We start from the raw sequence: 11,814 nt of genomic DNA on the forward strand, positions 1-11,814 counted from the left end.
AATAAACTTAAGCTTGAGCCAAACATATTTCGCACGTCTCCTGATGATAGTTATAATGATTTAGAAGTACTTGTTTGTGTAAAGATGCAGAAAGAAAAGTATGTGTTTGAAACTTTAAACGGTAAAAGTTTGTGTTATTAACTAGAAGGAATCAATAGGTATCACTAGCAAAGATAATCTATGCATTCATCCAAAATAATTTTCACCACTATGCTGCCATATTGACAAGTTGTTTTCCTGCGTCTTCCCGTAAACCAATGATCTGCTCTCTAGTTACAGTGGGAAATCCATCTAGAAAATCATCGATCTATTCTCCCTCTTTGAGATAGTCAAACAGGTTCTGAATGGGAAATCTATTGTCTGCAAAGACTGGAATTTCACCCATAACATCGGAAGATACAATAATGATCGGTGTATTCTTCGGCATCACTAGTTAACATTGAACTGTTGTCTTTACTATTTTAGTAAAGTTAAGATCGAATTTCTACTGTCGATCGAAAGGCTGACCCAGCGTATTGACAATCCCGACCTCAATCAAGTACCTTGCGAAGAAATGTCAACTGAGATCGATCGATTCGATAATAGATCCACGTTCCCCGCCGCTCCTTCGTCAACAGTCCCGCTTCATACATCACCTTGAGATGATGGCTGACAGTCGGCTGCGATAACCCTAAAGATTCTACCAACTCACAGGCACAAACTTCCCCGCTAGGTTGCGCGGCGATCGCACTCAATAACAGCAGTCGCGCGGGTTCGCCCAATACTCGAAATAAGACTGCTACCCCCGCAGCTTCGGTGGCAGTAAGATTCCCCGCTAGCAATGGCGGACAGCAATAATTAGCCGGCTTTGAAAGTGTCATAAATTCTATATTGACACAGTTCGATCTGTCCTGATAAGATATCGACAATTATCTATATTGATATTAGTCAATATAACTATGAAGCATTCGCGCGAACTGTTAGCAGAATTTATTGGCACCTTTGTGCTGATTTTTGCGGGCACGGGTGCAGTGATGGTTGATAAACTCAGCAATGGTGCCGTTACCCATTTGGGCATCAGCATTGTCTTTGGGGCGGTAGTGACGGCATTAATCTACAGCCTCGGACATATCAGCGGCGCGCACTTTAATCCAGCAGTGACCTTAGCGTTTTGGACTAGTGGCTTTTTTCGCAGGAATTTAGTCATACCCTACATTGTGGCGCAGGCACTGGGCGCGATCGCGGCTTCGGGACTATTGCGGCTCTCGTTGGGTGCCGTGGGCAATTTAGGGGCGACGCTACCGCGTGAGGGTAATTGGCTGCAATCGCTCATTTTAGAGACAGTGCTGACTTCGATCCTGATGTTGGTGATTTTTGGCTCTGGCTTGGATCGGCGCGCGCCGATCGGGTTTGCAGGCATCGCGATCGGGCTGACAGTTGCCCTAGAAGCGGCTTGTATGGGGCCGATCACAGGCGCGAGTATGAATCCCGTTCGATCGCTAGCACCTGCCCTGGTAGGCGGTAATTGGCAGCATCAATGGCTGTACTGGGTAGCACCAATTTTGGGCGCACAGATTGCGGTGGTGATATATCGCCATTTATCAAACAACTTTTCTGACCTCAAAAATTAAATTTTTAGGAGTTAACCATGAAACGAGTGATGTTTGTTTGTAAGAAGAATTCGGCTCGATCTCAGATGGCAGAAGGCTTTGCGAGGCATTTAGGTGTAGGCAAGATTGAAGTTACTAGTTCGGGTTTAGAAGCCAGCACCGTGCGTCCAGAAGCGATCGCGACGATGCAAGACGTGGGCATCGATATTACCAGTCAAACCTCGAAAGCTTTGAGTGAATTTAAGGCCGAAGATTTTGATGTGGTGATTTCCCTGTGTGGTTGTGGGGTAAATTTACCGCCAGAATGGGTGACGCGCGAAGTATTTCAAGATTGGCAACTCGACGATCCCGCCGAACAACCCGAAATCTTTCCCAGGGTGCGGGATGAGGTGCGCGATCGCGTGACTAAGTTGATTGAATCCCAAAATAACTAGAGGTCAACATCGATGGAGTCGCCAATTCAATCGATCGAGCAAAATCTGTGGTGGGTGATTCCTGGCAAATTGGCAGGCGTTCGGCAGCCACAGGCGTCAGAACTAGAGATGCTAAAAGCTGCTGGCATTGGCGCAATTTGTTCGGTGCTATCAGATCGCGCGAATCTAGATCTGTACCAAGCGGTGGCAATGCCCCATCTATGGCTACCAGTTAGAGGGGGCATGGCTCCAAGTCGAGAACAGGTGCTGGAATTTCAAGCGTTTGTTGACGAGCAAAATACACTGAGGCGGGGGGTTGCCGTTCATTGTACTGGAGGTAGACATCGCACAGGGACGATGTTAGCTGCTTATCTAATTTCCATAGGTTCTGCTTATAATGCTGCTGTCCAGACCATCCTTGCTGCCAATCCAGAGGCTGAGTTGGAGACAACTCAAAAAATCTTGCTCCGATCGCTAGCTGGAGACAAAGTGTCATGACTTGGATGCTGATTATCGGTGGTAGCGATGCAGGCATTAGTGCTGCATTGAGAATGCGGGAATTAGATGCGGCGGTGGAGATAACGATCGTCCTTGCTGATAGTTTTCCCAACTACAGCATCTGTGGATTGCCCTTTTATCTGAGTGGAGAAGTCACTGATTGGCACAATCTAGCGCATCGGAAGGCTGAAGACATTACTAGTCTGGGCATTAATTTATTGATGAATCACTGGGCAGAATCGATCGATCCCGCCCAAAAGACGGTCACTGTCAAAACGCCGGATGGATCGACAAAAATCCTGACTTATGACAAGTTAATCGTTGGCACAGGTGGCACCTCTATCAAACCCCCGATTCAAGGACTAGATTTACCAGGAGTTTACCCGCTGCGCTGGATGGCAGATAGTTTTGCCGTCCACAAACATCTGACTGAAAAGTCTCCAAAACATGCCGTTATCATCGGAGCGGGCTACATCGGTCTAGAAATGGCGGATGCGCTCACGCTTAGAGGCTTGTCTGTTACATTGATTCAACGCTCCGACTCGATCTTAAAAACGATCGATCCCAGTCTGAGTCAGTTAGTCGCCAATGAGTTGGAAAAACATGGTGTTGAAGTCGTAACAAGCGTTAATGTCGAGCGAATCGAGTCGCAAGGAGAACGCTTATTAGTTGCTGATGCCAAAGGATTCGAGCGAGTAACGGATCTGGTTATCGTTGCAGTGGGAGTCAATCCGGCTACCCAACTAGCCCAAACCGCAGGTATCAAATTAGGAATTAACGGAGCCATTCAAGTTAATCGTCGGATGAAAACTAACGTTTCCGATATTTATGCGGCGGGTGATTGTGTTGAAACCTATCATCGCCTGCTCGGACAGAATATGTATTTACCACTGGGTACAACCGCTCACAAACAGGGGCGGGTAGCTGGCGAAAATGCGATCGGTAGTAAACGAAAGTTTCAAGGTTCATTAGGCACCCAAGTAGTTAAAATCTTTGAAATTGCAGCAGCGCGAACGGGATTGCGGGACGATGAGGCGATTGCCGCCGGATTACAACCGCTGACTGTAGAAACCGATGTATGGCATCATAAAGCCTATTATCCAGGCGCACACTCACTCCGAATTCGAGTAACGGGCGATCGCTCCTCCGGTCGATTGCTGGGCGCGCAAATCGCTGGACACTATCAAGGGGAAGTAGCTAAACGCATCGATATCTTTGCTACAGCGTTGTTTAATGATATGACTGTGAATGACTTAAACGATCTCGACTTGAGCTATACCCCGCCGTTGGGTAGCCCTTGGGATGCCGTTCAAATAGCAGCGCAAGCCTGGACAAAACAATTTTCTAAGCAATGAGTATCCCTACATCTATGACCCAATCTAATCATCCGCCTAGAATATTATTCTTGTATGGCTCATTGCGCGATCGATCCTACAGTCGGTTACTCGCCGAAGAAGCCGCGCGGATTATTGAAGGATTTGGCGCGGAGGTCAAATTTTTCGATCCCCGCGAGTTGCCGCTCCAAGGCAGCGTACCCGATACCCATCCCAAAGTCCAAGAATTGCGAGAATTGAGCCTGTGGTCGGAAGGGCAAGTCTGGTCTAGTCCAGAGATGCACGGGCAAATTACGGGGATTCTCAAAAATCAGATCGATTGGATTCCACTGAGTATTGGCTCAGTCCGACCGACTCAAGGGCGAACATTAGCCGTGATGCAAGTCAGCGGAGGTTCGCAGTCGTTTAATGCAGTTAATACGATGCGGCTATTAGGGCGGTGGATGCGGATGTTTACCATTCCCAATCAGTCGTCTGTTGCCAAGGCTTACCAAGAGTTTGATGAAGACGGCACGATGCAAGACTCGGCTTATCGCGATCGAGTCATCGATGTAATGGAAGAACTCTACAAATTCACGCTACTATTGCGCGATGAGGTGGACTATCTTACCGATCGCCATAGCGAACGTAAAGAACAAGCAGCTAAAAAGTAGGAGCGTTACCCCTACTTGTGGTAACGCCTAATTCCGTACAAACTGCATCGAGCGGCAAATCCCACGGCTCGATCGGGAGTCGATCGACATAGGCAAAATCAAAAACGATCCCGATCGTCGGAATCTTGCGCCAGAGTGGATCGGCCCGCAATCGATCGTAGTAGCCACCGCCATAACCCAGCCGATAACCATCCCGATCGATCGCCACAGCGGGAACCAACATCAGATCGATATCGCCTGGTATTAGTGAGGGTGCTTTTGGATCGGGTTCGCGAATACCATAACGACCAGCAACTAATCCTGCTGAGGTCTGCCAGCGGTGCCACATTAGCTCTCCCTCGACACAGCGCGGTAAACCCCACTGTTTATCGGTGTGGGTGAATAAATAATCGAGACTTGGCTCTTGGCGACAGCTTTGATAGGCGAGAATCGTCTGTGCGGCGATGAATTGAGGGCACTCAATTAGTCGATCGCCTAACAGCTCGCTCTGGCTCTGCCACAGATCGATCGCGAGCGATCGCCTTTGGTGGAGAAATTGACGCCGAAGTAGCTGTTTGGAGCAATTCAAGATTGTCGCCTCAGTGTGAGATTTACTAGCTATAATCCGCCAAATTGACCATGCGGATCGACTGAATTTCTAGCTAAAATCCAAATACTAGCCTGACTACTGCTAAATACTAAATAGCTACCTCAGTAGCGAGGAGAGCGGTCGGCGTTATGGGTTTTCATCAATTGGCGATCGAGGCAACCGCAGCGGTTAATTTCCCAGATCGGGGGATCTGGTTGCCAGATTTAACCTAATATTTAAGTATATAAAAATTTACTAAACTTCAACCGAGATCTAAGATGCCATTAGCTATTGATATGCCAGGTAGATCGGCGAAAAATGAACCTTTAGCTCAATACTTAACAAAAGCTTTAATGGAACGCCGGAAGTTAGTCAAGTTAGAAGTAGATTTTATCCCCCAAATCCGCTCTAAGTGGCAGGAGATTTTGAGCGATCGGACGACCGATCGCGAGCGGGCAGAGAACGCGATTAATGCTTGTTATTTATATGCTGGGCTGGATCGATCGCGAATTTTGTGGACGGAAAATCCGCTCACTGCGATGAAAATTTTGATCGATCGGCCAGACTTAGTCGATGTCGGCAAAAAGATCCTTCACCAAATCTGTGATGGCTGCGATTGGGAAATTGATCGGCAAATCGAGCCAGATTTTATTGATGTGGTCAAGGCATATGCCAATCCCCGCGCCCAAATTGTCGGCGAGCAGCAAATGATGGCGTACGATCTACTCGGCGATTTTCTCAATCAGGTTTCAATTGCCGAAATTCAAAAGAGCTATCCTCAATTCAACCCCGCATTGCTACCGACAGCAATGCAAGATTATCGGATTGCTTATTTAAGCTATTTTGATTATTTTCACCAAATTGGCATCGATATCCCCCAAGTCCAACTTTTAGTCGAATTAGCCCGTTCCTGCGGCTGCTGCTGGGCATTTGAAAATATCACCATTATTACGCCAAAACCATCGGCGATCGACTTTAACGATCGGGGTGAACTGATTTCCCTAGTTTACGATGGGATTAATATCCTCAAGTAAGCCTAGTTTGATGCTCCCGACTCGTGGCATAATTTAGAGGAGGTGCGAGCGATTCTTTACGGGAAAGGCTACGCCAACGAATCTGCAATATGCTCTGTAGCGATCGAGATTTTGGTAACTATCAAACAAACCGATTGCCACTGCCCGAATCACTGTTAACTAGGATGTCGAGATGCCATTACTTACGACTGGTAAACCATTTATCCGCGATCTAGAACAGGCTGGAGCCTTAGGCGTGTACGCCCCTCTAGAAGGTGGTTATGAGGGTCGATATCAACGCCGACTCCGAGCGACTGGCTATGAAAGTATGCACATCTCCGCACGAGGATTGGGTGATGTCGGTACCTACCTGACTGGTGTCCACGGTGTCCGTCCGGCACATGTTGGCAAAAAGGATATTCGCACTTACTATATCCCACCAATGCTGGATACTCATCTAGCGCATCTATTACCCACGTCCAAAGGGTTAGTATTATGGGTAATTGAAGGACAAGTCTTATCCAATCAGGAATTAGCTTATTTAAACGAACTCCCGACGATCGAACCGCGAGTCAAAGTCATCATCGAACTCGGCGGCGATCGCCAGTTTCGGTGGGTGAAGCTTGCGGATCTCCTCAATTCCTAATGTCGAGATCGCCGTTGGCGTCCCGATCCATCAACCTTATCTCTCGTCCCTAACAGCTAACTCAGCATGAGCGCGATTACCCCCAGTCAAGTCAAAGCCAGCATCGAAGCGGGTATTCCCGATGCGATCGTCCAAATTTCCGATCTCACTGGCGGCGGCGATCATTATCAAGCAGTAGTAGTTTCTGCCCAGTTTGCCGGCAAGTCCTTGATCCAACAACACCAACTGGTCTATGGTACCGTGCAGGCAGCGATGGCGAGCGGCGCAATTCATGCCCTTGCTCTCAAGACTTATACTCCCGAAACCTGGCAAGCCGAGCAATAAGATTGCCGACCATCGTGGTGGCAATCTTATTGCGGACTTCAACTCGCTACCATCTTTCAATTTATTCCCTTATTCGTGTACTGCCACTATGACTACTCCCGTAACTGCAAAGATCGATAAATTGCTCGCAGACAACAAAATTATGGTGTTCATGAAGGGGGATAGATTACAGCCCCAGTGTGGATTTTCCAACCAAGTGGTTCAGATTCTAAATATTCTCGCAGTACCTTACGAAACATTGGATGTGCTAGCAGACCAAGATATTCGCCAAGGGATCAAGGAATATTCTAATTGGCCGACGATTCCCCAAGTCTATATCAATGGTGAATTCGTAGGTGGCTCGGACGTGATGACCGAACTCTACCAAAAAGGCGAACTCCAGCAACTTGTGGAAGTTGCTTTAGCGAGCTAGATCGTCTGATGGTCACCTAATGCAAAGGCAGCGATCATTAATAGTGATATTAATCGATCGCTGCCTTTGTAATATTCAATAGTTGCAGACTATTAGTAATAATCCGGTTCTCGCTGGGGTTCGACACGTTCAAAGTTGGAAGGATCGTAGACATAACGCATCGCTTCTTCTTCAATCCGGTTGATGTGATAAGCCTCTAGCGCATTAGTGCTCCTCAATGCGGCCAAATATCCATCCAGATATAAACGCAAGTCATCGTAGCGGTAGCCGCGATGCCACATTTCGACTAAGGCATCAGTAATTTTTTGGTAGTGCCCGATCGTTTCTATAGTTTGCAGCATGGCCAAATCCCTCTACATATTAAATAGGATATATCAAAATTGCTCGACTGGGCATATATCTACTTTAGTCTAGATTGTTAACAATTGCAGTGCGGAAAATACCCGCTGACTGATGACGGGGATCGCAGCCATGACTTCGCAGCTTGTCATCCCTCGGTATATCATTGATGTCGAGAGATCTCGCTGGTTCGTTCCCATCCTGGCAAATACTGTTGAAAATATTGCCGCGATCGCGGTAGTTTTAGTGAGGCGATCGGGTTTAATGGTGTTACTGACTCTATGCTAGGAGTAAAAATAGTTGTAGCAAGGATGTTGTAGTTGCTATCGAGTAAAAGTCAACCAATTGGATCGAGAACAGCGTGCAGATTCATGTGATTGAAGGCAATCAAAACTTACGGTCGCTTCTAGCTTGGCATCTTCAGCAAGCGGGCTATCAGGTGCAACAATCCTCAACATTAGCTCAAGCTTACCAACGGTGCCAACAGGAATTGCCCACCTTGGCGATTGTCGATTCCGATTTACCAGACGGTGCGGGCATTGAATTTTGTGAGTGGTTATTTCCCCAGGGCAACTCGCTGATCTTGATGCTATCGGCGCGCATTCAAGAGCGCGATTTAGTCAGTGCGCTCCAGGTGGGGGTGGATGACTACCTCAAAAAACCATTTGGGATGCCCGAATTTTTGGCACGAGTGGGTGCTCTGCTCCGCCGCAGTCGCTTGGCAGTGACCATCCCGACCGACCTCACTTATGGGCATTTACGCATCGATCTGGTGCGCCGATGTGTTTATGTCCGCAATCTATCTCGAAATCTCACTGGTGGCGATCGATCAGATCGGTTAGGGGCTTCAGCCCAACCGCCAGATCTGAGAATCGATCTGAGTCCGCAAGAGTTCAGTCTCCTGTATGTCTTAGCCCAAGCAAATGGCCGACCCGTCCATCGGAGTGAACTGCTCAAACGCGCATGGGATATCGATATCGACAATCCTCGGACGGTCGATACTCACGTCCTCACTCTTCGCAAAAAACTCGGACATCCAGATCCAATCGAGACAGTCCGGAAAGTTGGCTATCGCCTCAATTATTAGACTAATTATTAGAATACCGACGAAAATGTTAAGATAGCTACACAATCATTGACGATCGCGAGACAATGGTGATAATTGCACAGTTTAAGTAGTAAACATGATTAGTCGTCAAGCTGTTTTAGAGTATCTTCACAAACATCCCAACCATTCCACTTGGCAGATGCGGTTGCACTTTTTGCAGGCTAGTCGTCAGCCGAATAATGAATCCCAAATTTCGATCGGCTCGATCGCCAATCAATTAAATTACATTCTCCGCGATCTCGAAGCGATCGGGACGATTTCGCCACGTCCAGAATCAGCTTCCGTCCTGACACCAGATCCGGATCGCAGCAATCGCAACCACTCGCACAACTTGGCAATTAGCGATCGCGAACACAATCGCTAGACGACCGAGGCAAGCTTGCCATCAGACGATCTCACAGCCGCGAGCTTTGCGTTGCAGTACCGCCAAGCTACAAATTTCTACAATTTTGTTAGTCTGTGGATCTTGCGACCGCAGCAAAACCTTGACGCTCACTATTTTTTAGTAGTCCACACATTACTAAACATCATCAACATCGCGCCGATCCCAATTAGAATAGCCAGTCCGCCCGCGATCGCGTTTTGCATAGATTCATCAAAAATCATTTAGGATTGCCTCGTTAAATAAAGTAAATTTTCCTACTGGCGACACGTTGCGATCTCCGCCAGGGAGAGTAAATAGATTAGTTTTCAGCTTGGGTCAACCGTCGAATATTCAGCACGTCGCTCATTTGCTTGATTTGGTTCAGACAGCGTTCGAGCTGGGCTTTGTCGCTGACTTCGATCGATAGATCGATGATGGCTGGCTTGGCATAATGGGTGATGACGTTGGCTGATCGGACGTTAATTTTATTATCGGTCAATCGGGACAAGATATCCTTGAGCACTCCCACCCGATCGAGTACTTCCAATTGGACGCTGACTGGGTAAGTCCGCGCCTTCTCTTTGGTAAGTTGGGTATTCCAACTGACTGGGAGTAAGCGATTGCCATCCATCTGTTCGACATTGACGCACCCTTGGCGGTGAATCGAAATGCCACTATTGCGGGTGACGATGCCAATGATTGGTTCGCCCGGAATCGGACTACAACAACCCGCCAGGTGATGCAATAACCCCTCAATCCCCAAAATGGGGAAGTCGCTATTTGAAGGTGAATTTTGTTTGGGTGCGGTGGTGGGCGGTAACTCGACAGTAGGAGCTTCCCGATCTTTGATCATCTCCCGCAGGCGATTGACGACCATCTTCTGGGTGATCTCCCCATAACCCAAGCCAGCGAGTAAATCTTCGACAGTGACGTAATTACAGCGTTGAGCGACTGAGAGCATCGGTTCGGACTTGAGTAGGGCTTCGAGGCCATTTTTGCCCAGCTCCCGCTCCAATAATTCTCGCCCTCTGGCGACATTTTCATCGCGATGCGATCGCTTATACCATTGGGTAATCCGGTTGCGCGCGCCCGGACTGACGACAAAATTCAGCCAGTCGAGACTGGGGCGGCTATTTTTTGTCGTCACGATCTCGACAATATCGCCATTGCTGAGCGTTCGCGATAGCGGCACGATTCGATCGTTGACTTTCGCGCCCGCACAGTGATTGCCGACTTCGGTATGAATCCGGTAGGCAAAATCTACGGGTGTCGAGCCTTGACGCAAGGAGACGACTTCGCCTTTGGGGGTGAAGACATAGACATCGCGTTCGAGTAAATGATCTTTGAGATGATCGTCAAATTCGATCGCGTCTTTGACATCATTTTGCCATTCCAAGAGTTGGCGCAACCAGGCAAATTTCTCATCTACTTCCGTCCGTCTAGGCGTTGTGGATTTGCCCGTAGTTTCAGATGGTTCTGCTGCCGACTTATCGGACTTATCGGACTTAGCAGCTTCTTTGTATCGCCAATGAGCGGCAATCCCATATTCAGCGACATTATGCATTTCTAACGTCCGAATCTGGACTTCTAATGGGGTGCCAGTAAAGCCGACTACGGTAGTATGTAAGGATTGATAGCGGTTGTTTTTTGGTAAGCCAATATAATCTTTAAATCTGCCTGGAATCGGCTTAAAAGCATCATGAATTTCGGCTAGAGCGAGATAACACTCATGATTTGATTCGACAATAATTCTAATTGCCGTCAGATCGTAAATCTCGCTAAATTCCTTCTTTTGATACCGCATCTTTTGGTAGATACTGTAGAGATGTTTCGGTCTACCACTGATATCGACATATTTGATATTGGCTCGATCGAGTCTGTGGCGGATCATCTCCGTGACATTGGCAATCCTTGACTCTCTGGCGGTGCGCTTCTCCGCGACGAGATCTTGAATGCGGCGATAATCTTCAGCTTCGATATATTTGAATGAGAGATCTTCAAGTTCCCATTTGATCCGACCTAATCCCAACCTGTCGGCCAATGGTGCAAAAATATCACGAGTTTCTTGGGAAATAGCTTGCTGTCGTTCGGTGCGTAAATGATCGAGGGTACGCATATTGTGTAGCCGGTCGGCTAACTTGACCACGATCACCCGAATATCTTGTGCCATCTATAGAAACATATAATCCAAATCCACCGTTAATCTCTCTCCCGACAAAGCATGATCTCTTTTTTTGTATATAGCTTCTCTTTGGATGTTCATCACATCATCATACTCGAGAAGTCTTTTTCGCATCCCAAAGTTATTTTCTTCCACTTTCTTCTGGGCGTTTTCAATAGATTTGGTAACCATTGAATGTTGCATCACTTCGCCTTCCTTGTGTCCTAATTTATCCATGATGGAAATCATTCGATCGGAGTTGAACAATCGCATTAGTTGATCTTCAAAAGAAACAAAGAATTGGGAAGATCCCGGATCACCTTGTCGTCCGGATCGCCCTCTCAGCTGTCTATCCACTCGTCTCGATTCGTGTCTTTCAGTACCAATAATCG

The 11,814-nt window shown here is 47.5% G+C and carries 16 protein-coding genes and 2 pseudogenes; 12 read left to right on the forward strand and 6 right to left on the reverse strand.

Annotated elements, in window-relative coordinates:
- Positions 1–208: 208 nt before the first annotated feature.
- Together RMO27_RS23960 and RMO27_RS18710 are read right to left on the reverse strand one after the other, a co-directional pair.
- A pseudogene (locus RMO27_RS23960) lies at positions 209–427 on the reverse strand (DUF433 domain-containing protein).
- A gap of 103 nt (positions 428–530) precedes the next feature.
- On the reverse strand, positions 531–860 hold the full coding sequence (locus RMO27_RS18710; RefSeq protein WP_309735327.1) for a metalloregulator ArsR/SmtB family transcription factor: 330 nt from the start codon (positions 858–860) through the stop codon (positions 531–533).
- A 78-nt stretch (positions 861–938) separates the two neighbouring features.
- Between RMO27_RS18710 and RMO27_RS18715 the strand changes: the two genes are divergently transcribed.
- Genes RMO27_RS18715 through arsH form a run of 5 tightly spaced genes read left to right on the forward strand, consistent with a single transcriptional unit; the run spans position 939 to position 4,487 of the window.
- Positions 939–1,610 (forward strand): MIP/aquaporin family protein, encoded by a 672-nt coding sequence (locus tag RMO27_RS18715; RefSeq protein ID WP_309735329.1) that lies wholly within the window; start codon positions 939–941, stop codon positions 1,608–1,610.
- A 17-nt stretch (positions 1,611–1,627) separates the two neighbouring features.
- A complete protein-coding gene (gene arsC / locus RMO27_RS18720) occupies positions 1,628–2,023 on the forward strand; it encodes an arsenate reductase, glutathione/glutaredoxin type (RefSeq protein ID WP_309735332.1) in 396 nt (131 codons plus the stop codon).
- A gap of 12 nt (positions 2,024–2,035) precedes the next feature.
- The gene (locus RMO27_RS18725) at positions 2,036–2,500 is read left to right on the forward strand and encodes a fused DSP-PTPase phosphatase/NAD kinase-like protein (protein WP_309735334.1); all 465 of its coding nucleotides are present in this window, start codon (positions 2,036–2,038) and stop codon (positions 2,498–2,500) included.
- Entirely contained in the window at positions 2,497–3,855 is a 1,359-nt protein-coding gene (locus RMO27_RS18730) for an FAD-dependent oxidoreductase (RefSeq protein ID WP_309735336.1), read from the forward strand. Before RMO27_RS18725 ends, RMO27_RS18730 begins: the two co-directional genes overlap by 4 nt.
- A 14-nt stretch (positions 3,856–3,869) precedes the next feature.
- Positions 3,870–4,487, forward strand: a complete 618-nt coding sequence (gene arsH, locus RMO27_RS18735; protein WP_309735339.1) for an arsenical resistance protein ArsH — start codon at positions 3,870–3,872, stop codon at positions 4,485–4,487.
- On the opposite strand, the gene RMO27_RS18740 is transcribed toward arsH, so the two are convergent.
- Positions 4,477–5,055: a 5-formyltetrahydrofolate cyclo-ligase gene (locus tag RMO27_RS18740; protein ID WP_309735341.1), complete on the reverse strand. Its 579-nt coding sequence runs from the start codon at positions 5,053–5,055 to the stop codon at positions 4,477–4,479. The genes arsH and RMO27_RS18740 overlap by 11 nt on opposite strands.
- Before the next feature lie 278 nt (positions 5,056–5,333).
- On the opposite strand from RMO27_RS18740, the gene RMO27_RS18745 reads away from it, so the two are divergent.
- From RMO27_RS18745 to grxD, 4 genes are all read left to right on the forward strand, one after another.
- Entirely contained in the window at positions 5,334–6,089 is a 756-nt protein-coding gene (locus tag RMO27_RS18745) for a hypothetical protein (RefSeq protein WP_309735343.1), read from the forward strand.
- Between the two features lie 172 nt (positions 6,090–6,261).
- The gene (locus tag RMO27_RS18750) at positions 6,262–6,714 is read left to right on the forward strand and encodes an NAD(P)H-quinone oxidoreductase subunit N (RefSeq protein ID WP_309735345.1); all 453 of its coding nucleotides are present in this window, start codon (positions 6,262–6,264) and stop codon (positions 6,712–6,714) included.
- A 66-nt stretch (positions 6,715–6,780) separates the two neighbouring features.
- Complete coding sequence (locus RMO27_RS18755; protein ID WP_309735347.1) at positions 6,781–7,038, forward strand: BolA family transcriptional regulator; 258 nt, start codon at positions 6,781–6,783, stop codon at positions 7,036–7,038.
- An 88-nt stretch (positions 7,039–7,126) separates the two neighbouring features.
- Positions 7,127–7,450 carry a Grx4 family monothiol glutaredoxin gene (gene grxD, locus RMO27_RS18760; RefSeq protein ID WP_309735349.1) on the forward strand — a complete coding sequence of 108 codons (324 nt, stop codon included), beginning with the start codon at positions 7,127–7,129 and terminating at the stop codon, positions 7,448–7,450.
- Between the two features lie 92 nt (positions 7,451–7,542).
- Here the strand turns inward: grxD and RMO27_RS18765 are convergent, their stop codons facing one another.
- On the reverse strand, positions 7,543–7,791 hold the full coding sequence (locus RMO27_RS18765; protein WP_309735350.1) for a DUF6761 family protein: 249 nt from the start codon (positions 7,789–7,791) through the stop codon (positions 7,543–7,545).
- A gap of 112 nt (positions 7,792–7,903) precedes the next feature.
- Between RMO27_RS18765 and RMO27_RS18770 the strand changes: the two genes are divergently transcribed.
- From RMO27_RS18770 to RMO27_RS18780, 3 genes are all read left to right on the forward strand, one after another.
- On the forward strand, positions 7,904–8,077 hold the full coding sequence (locus tag RMO27_RS18770; protein WP_309735352.1) for a hypothetical protein: 174 nt from the start codon (positions 7,904–7,906) through the stop codon (positions 8,075–8,077).
- Between the two features lie 73 nt (positions 8,078–8,150).
- Complete coding sequence (locus RMO27_RS18775; RefSeq protein WP_309735354.1) at positions 8,151–8,876, forward strand: response regulator transcription factor; 726 nt, start codon at positions 8,151–8,153, stop codon at positions 8,874–8,876.
- A 97-nt stretch (positions 8,877–8,973) separates the two neighbouring features.
- Positions 8,974–9,261 (forward strand): hypothetical protein, encoded by a 288-nt coding sequence (locus RMO27_RS18780; protein WP_309735357.1) that lies wholly within the window; start codon positions 8,974–8,976, stop codon positions 9,259–9,261.
- A gap of 319 nt (positions 9,262–9,580) precedes the next feature.
- On the opposite strand, the gene RMO27_RS18785 is transcribed toward RMO27_RS18780, so the two are convergent.
- Together RMO27_RS18785 and secA are read right to left on the reverse strand one after the other, a co-directional pair.
- Positions 9,581–11,431: a RelA/SpoT family protein gene (locus tag RMO27_RS18785; RefSeq protein WP_396133756.1), complete on the reverse strand. Its 1,851-nt coding sequence runs from the start codon at positions 11,429–11,431 to the stop codon at positions 9,581–9,583.
- A pseudogene (gene secA, locus RMO27_RS23965) lies at positions 11,432–11,814 on the reverse strand (preprotein translocase subunit SecA); the annotation flags it as partial.

The organism is Chamaesiphon sp. OTE_75_metabat_556 (genome assembly GCF_031378165.1).
In the GTDB taxonomy this organism is placed as follows: domain Bacteria; phylum Cyanobacteriota; class Cyanobacteriia; order Cyanobacteriales; family Chamaesiphonaceae; genus Chamaesiphon.

What these genes read in the sequence shown, in the direction of transcription:
- RMO27_RS18770 (WP_309735352.1), top strand. Translation starts at nt 7,904, where the DNA reads ATGACGGGGATCGCAGCCATGACTTCGCAGCTTGTCATCCCTCGGTAT.
- RMO27_RS18785 (WP_396133756.1), bottom strand. Translation starts at nt 11,431, where the DNA reads ATGGCACAAGATATTCGGGTGATCGTGGTCAAGTTAGCCGACCGGCTA.
- RMO27_RS18780 (WP_309735357.1), top strand. Translation starts at nt 8,974, where the DNA reads ATGATTAGTCGTCAAGCTGTTTTAGAGTATCTTCACAAACATCCCAAC.
- RMO27_RS18750 (WP_309735345.1), top strand. Translation starts at nt 6,262, where the DNA reads ATGCCATTACTTACGACTGGTAAACCATTTATCCGCGATCTAGAACAG.
- RMO27_RS18725 (WP_309735334.1), top strand. Translation starts at nt 2,036, where the DNA reads ATGGAGTCGCCAATTCAATCGATCGAGCAAAATCTGTGGTGGGTGATT.
- RMO27_RS18745 (WP_309735343.1), top strand. Translation starts at nt 5,334, where the DNA reads ATGCCATTAGCTATTGATATGCCAGGTAGATCGGCGAAAAATGAACCT.
- RMO27_RS18730 (WP_309735336.1), top strand. Translation starts at nt 2,497, where the DNA reads ATGACTTGGATGCTGATTATCGGTGGTAGCGATGCAGGCATTAGTGCT.
- arsH (WP_309735339.1), top strand. Translation starts at nt 3,870, where the DNA reads ATGACCCAATCTAATCATCCGCCTAGAATATTATTCTTGTATGGCTCA.
- RMO27_RS18755 (WP_309735347.1), top strand. Translation starts at nt 6,781, where the DNA reads ATGAGCGCGATTACCCCCAGTCAAGTCAAAGCCAGCATCGAAGCGGGT.
- grxD (WP_309735349.1), top strand. Translation starts at nt 7,127, where the DNA reads ATGACTACTCCCGTAACTGCAAAGATCGATAAATTGCTCGCAGACAAC.
- RMO27_RS18710 (WP_309735327.1), bottom strand. Translation starts at nt 860, where the DNA reads ATGACACTTTCAAAGCCGGCTAATTATTGCTGTCCGCCATTGCTAGCG.
- RMO27_RS18715 (WP_309735329.1), top strand. Translation starts at nt 939, where the DNA reads ATGAAGCATTCGCGCGAACTGTTAGCAGAATTTATTGGCACCTTTGTG.
- RMO27_RS18765 (WP_309735350.1), bottom strand. Translation starts at nt 7,791, where the DNA reads ATGCTGCAAACTATAGAAACGATCGGGCACTACCAAAAAATTACTGAT.
- arsC (WP_309735332.1), top strand. Translation starts at nt 1,628, where the DNA reads ATGAAACGAGTGATGTTTGTTTGTAAGAAGAATTCGGCTCGATCTCAG.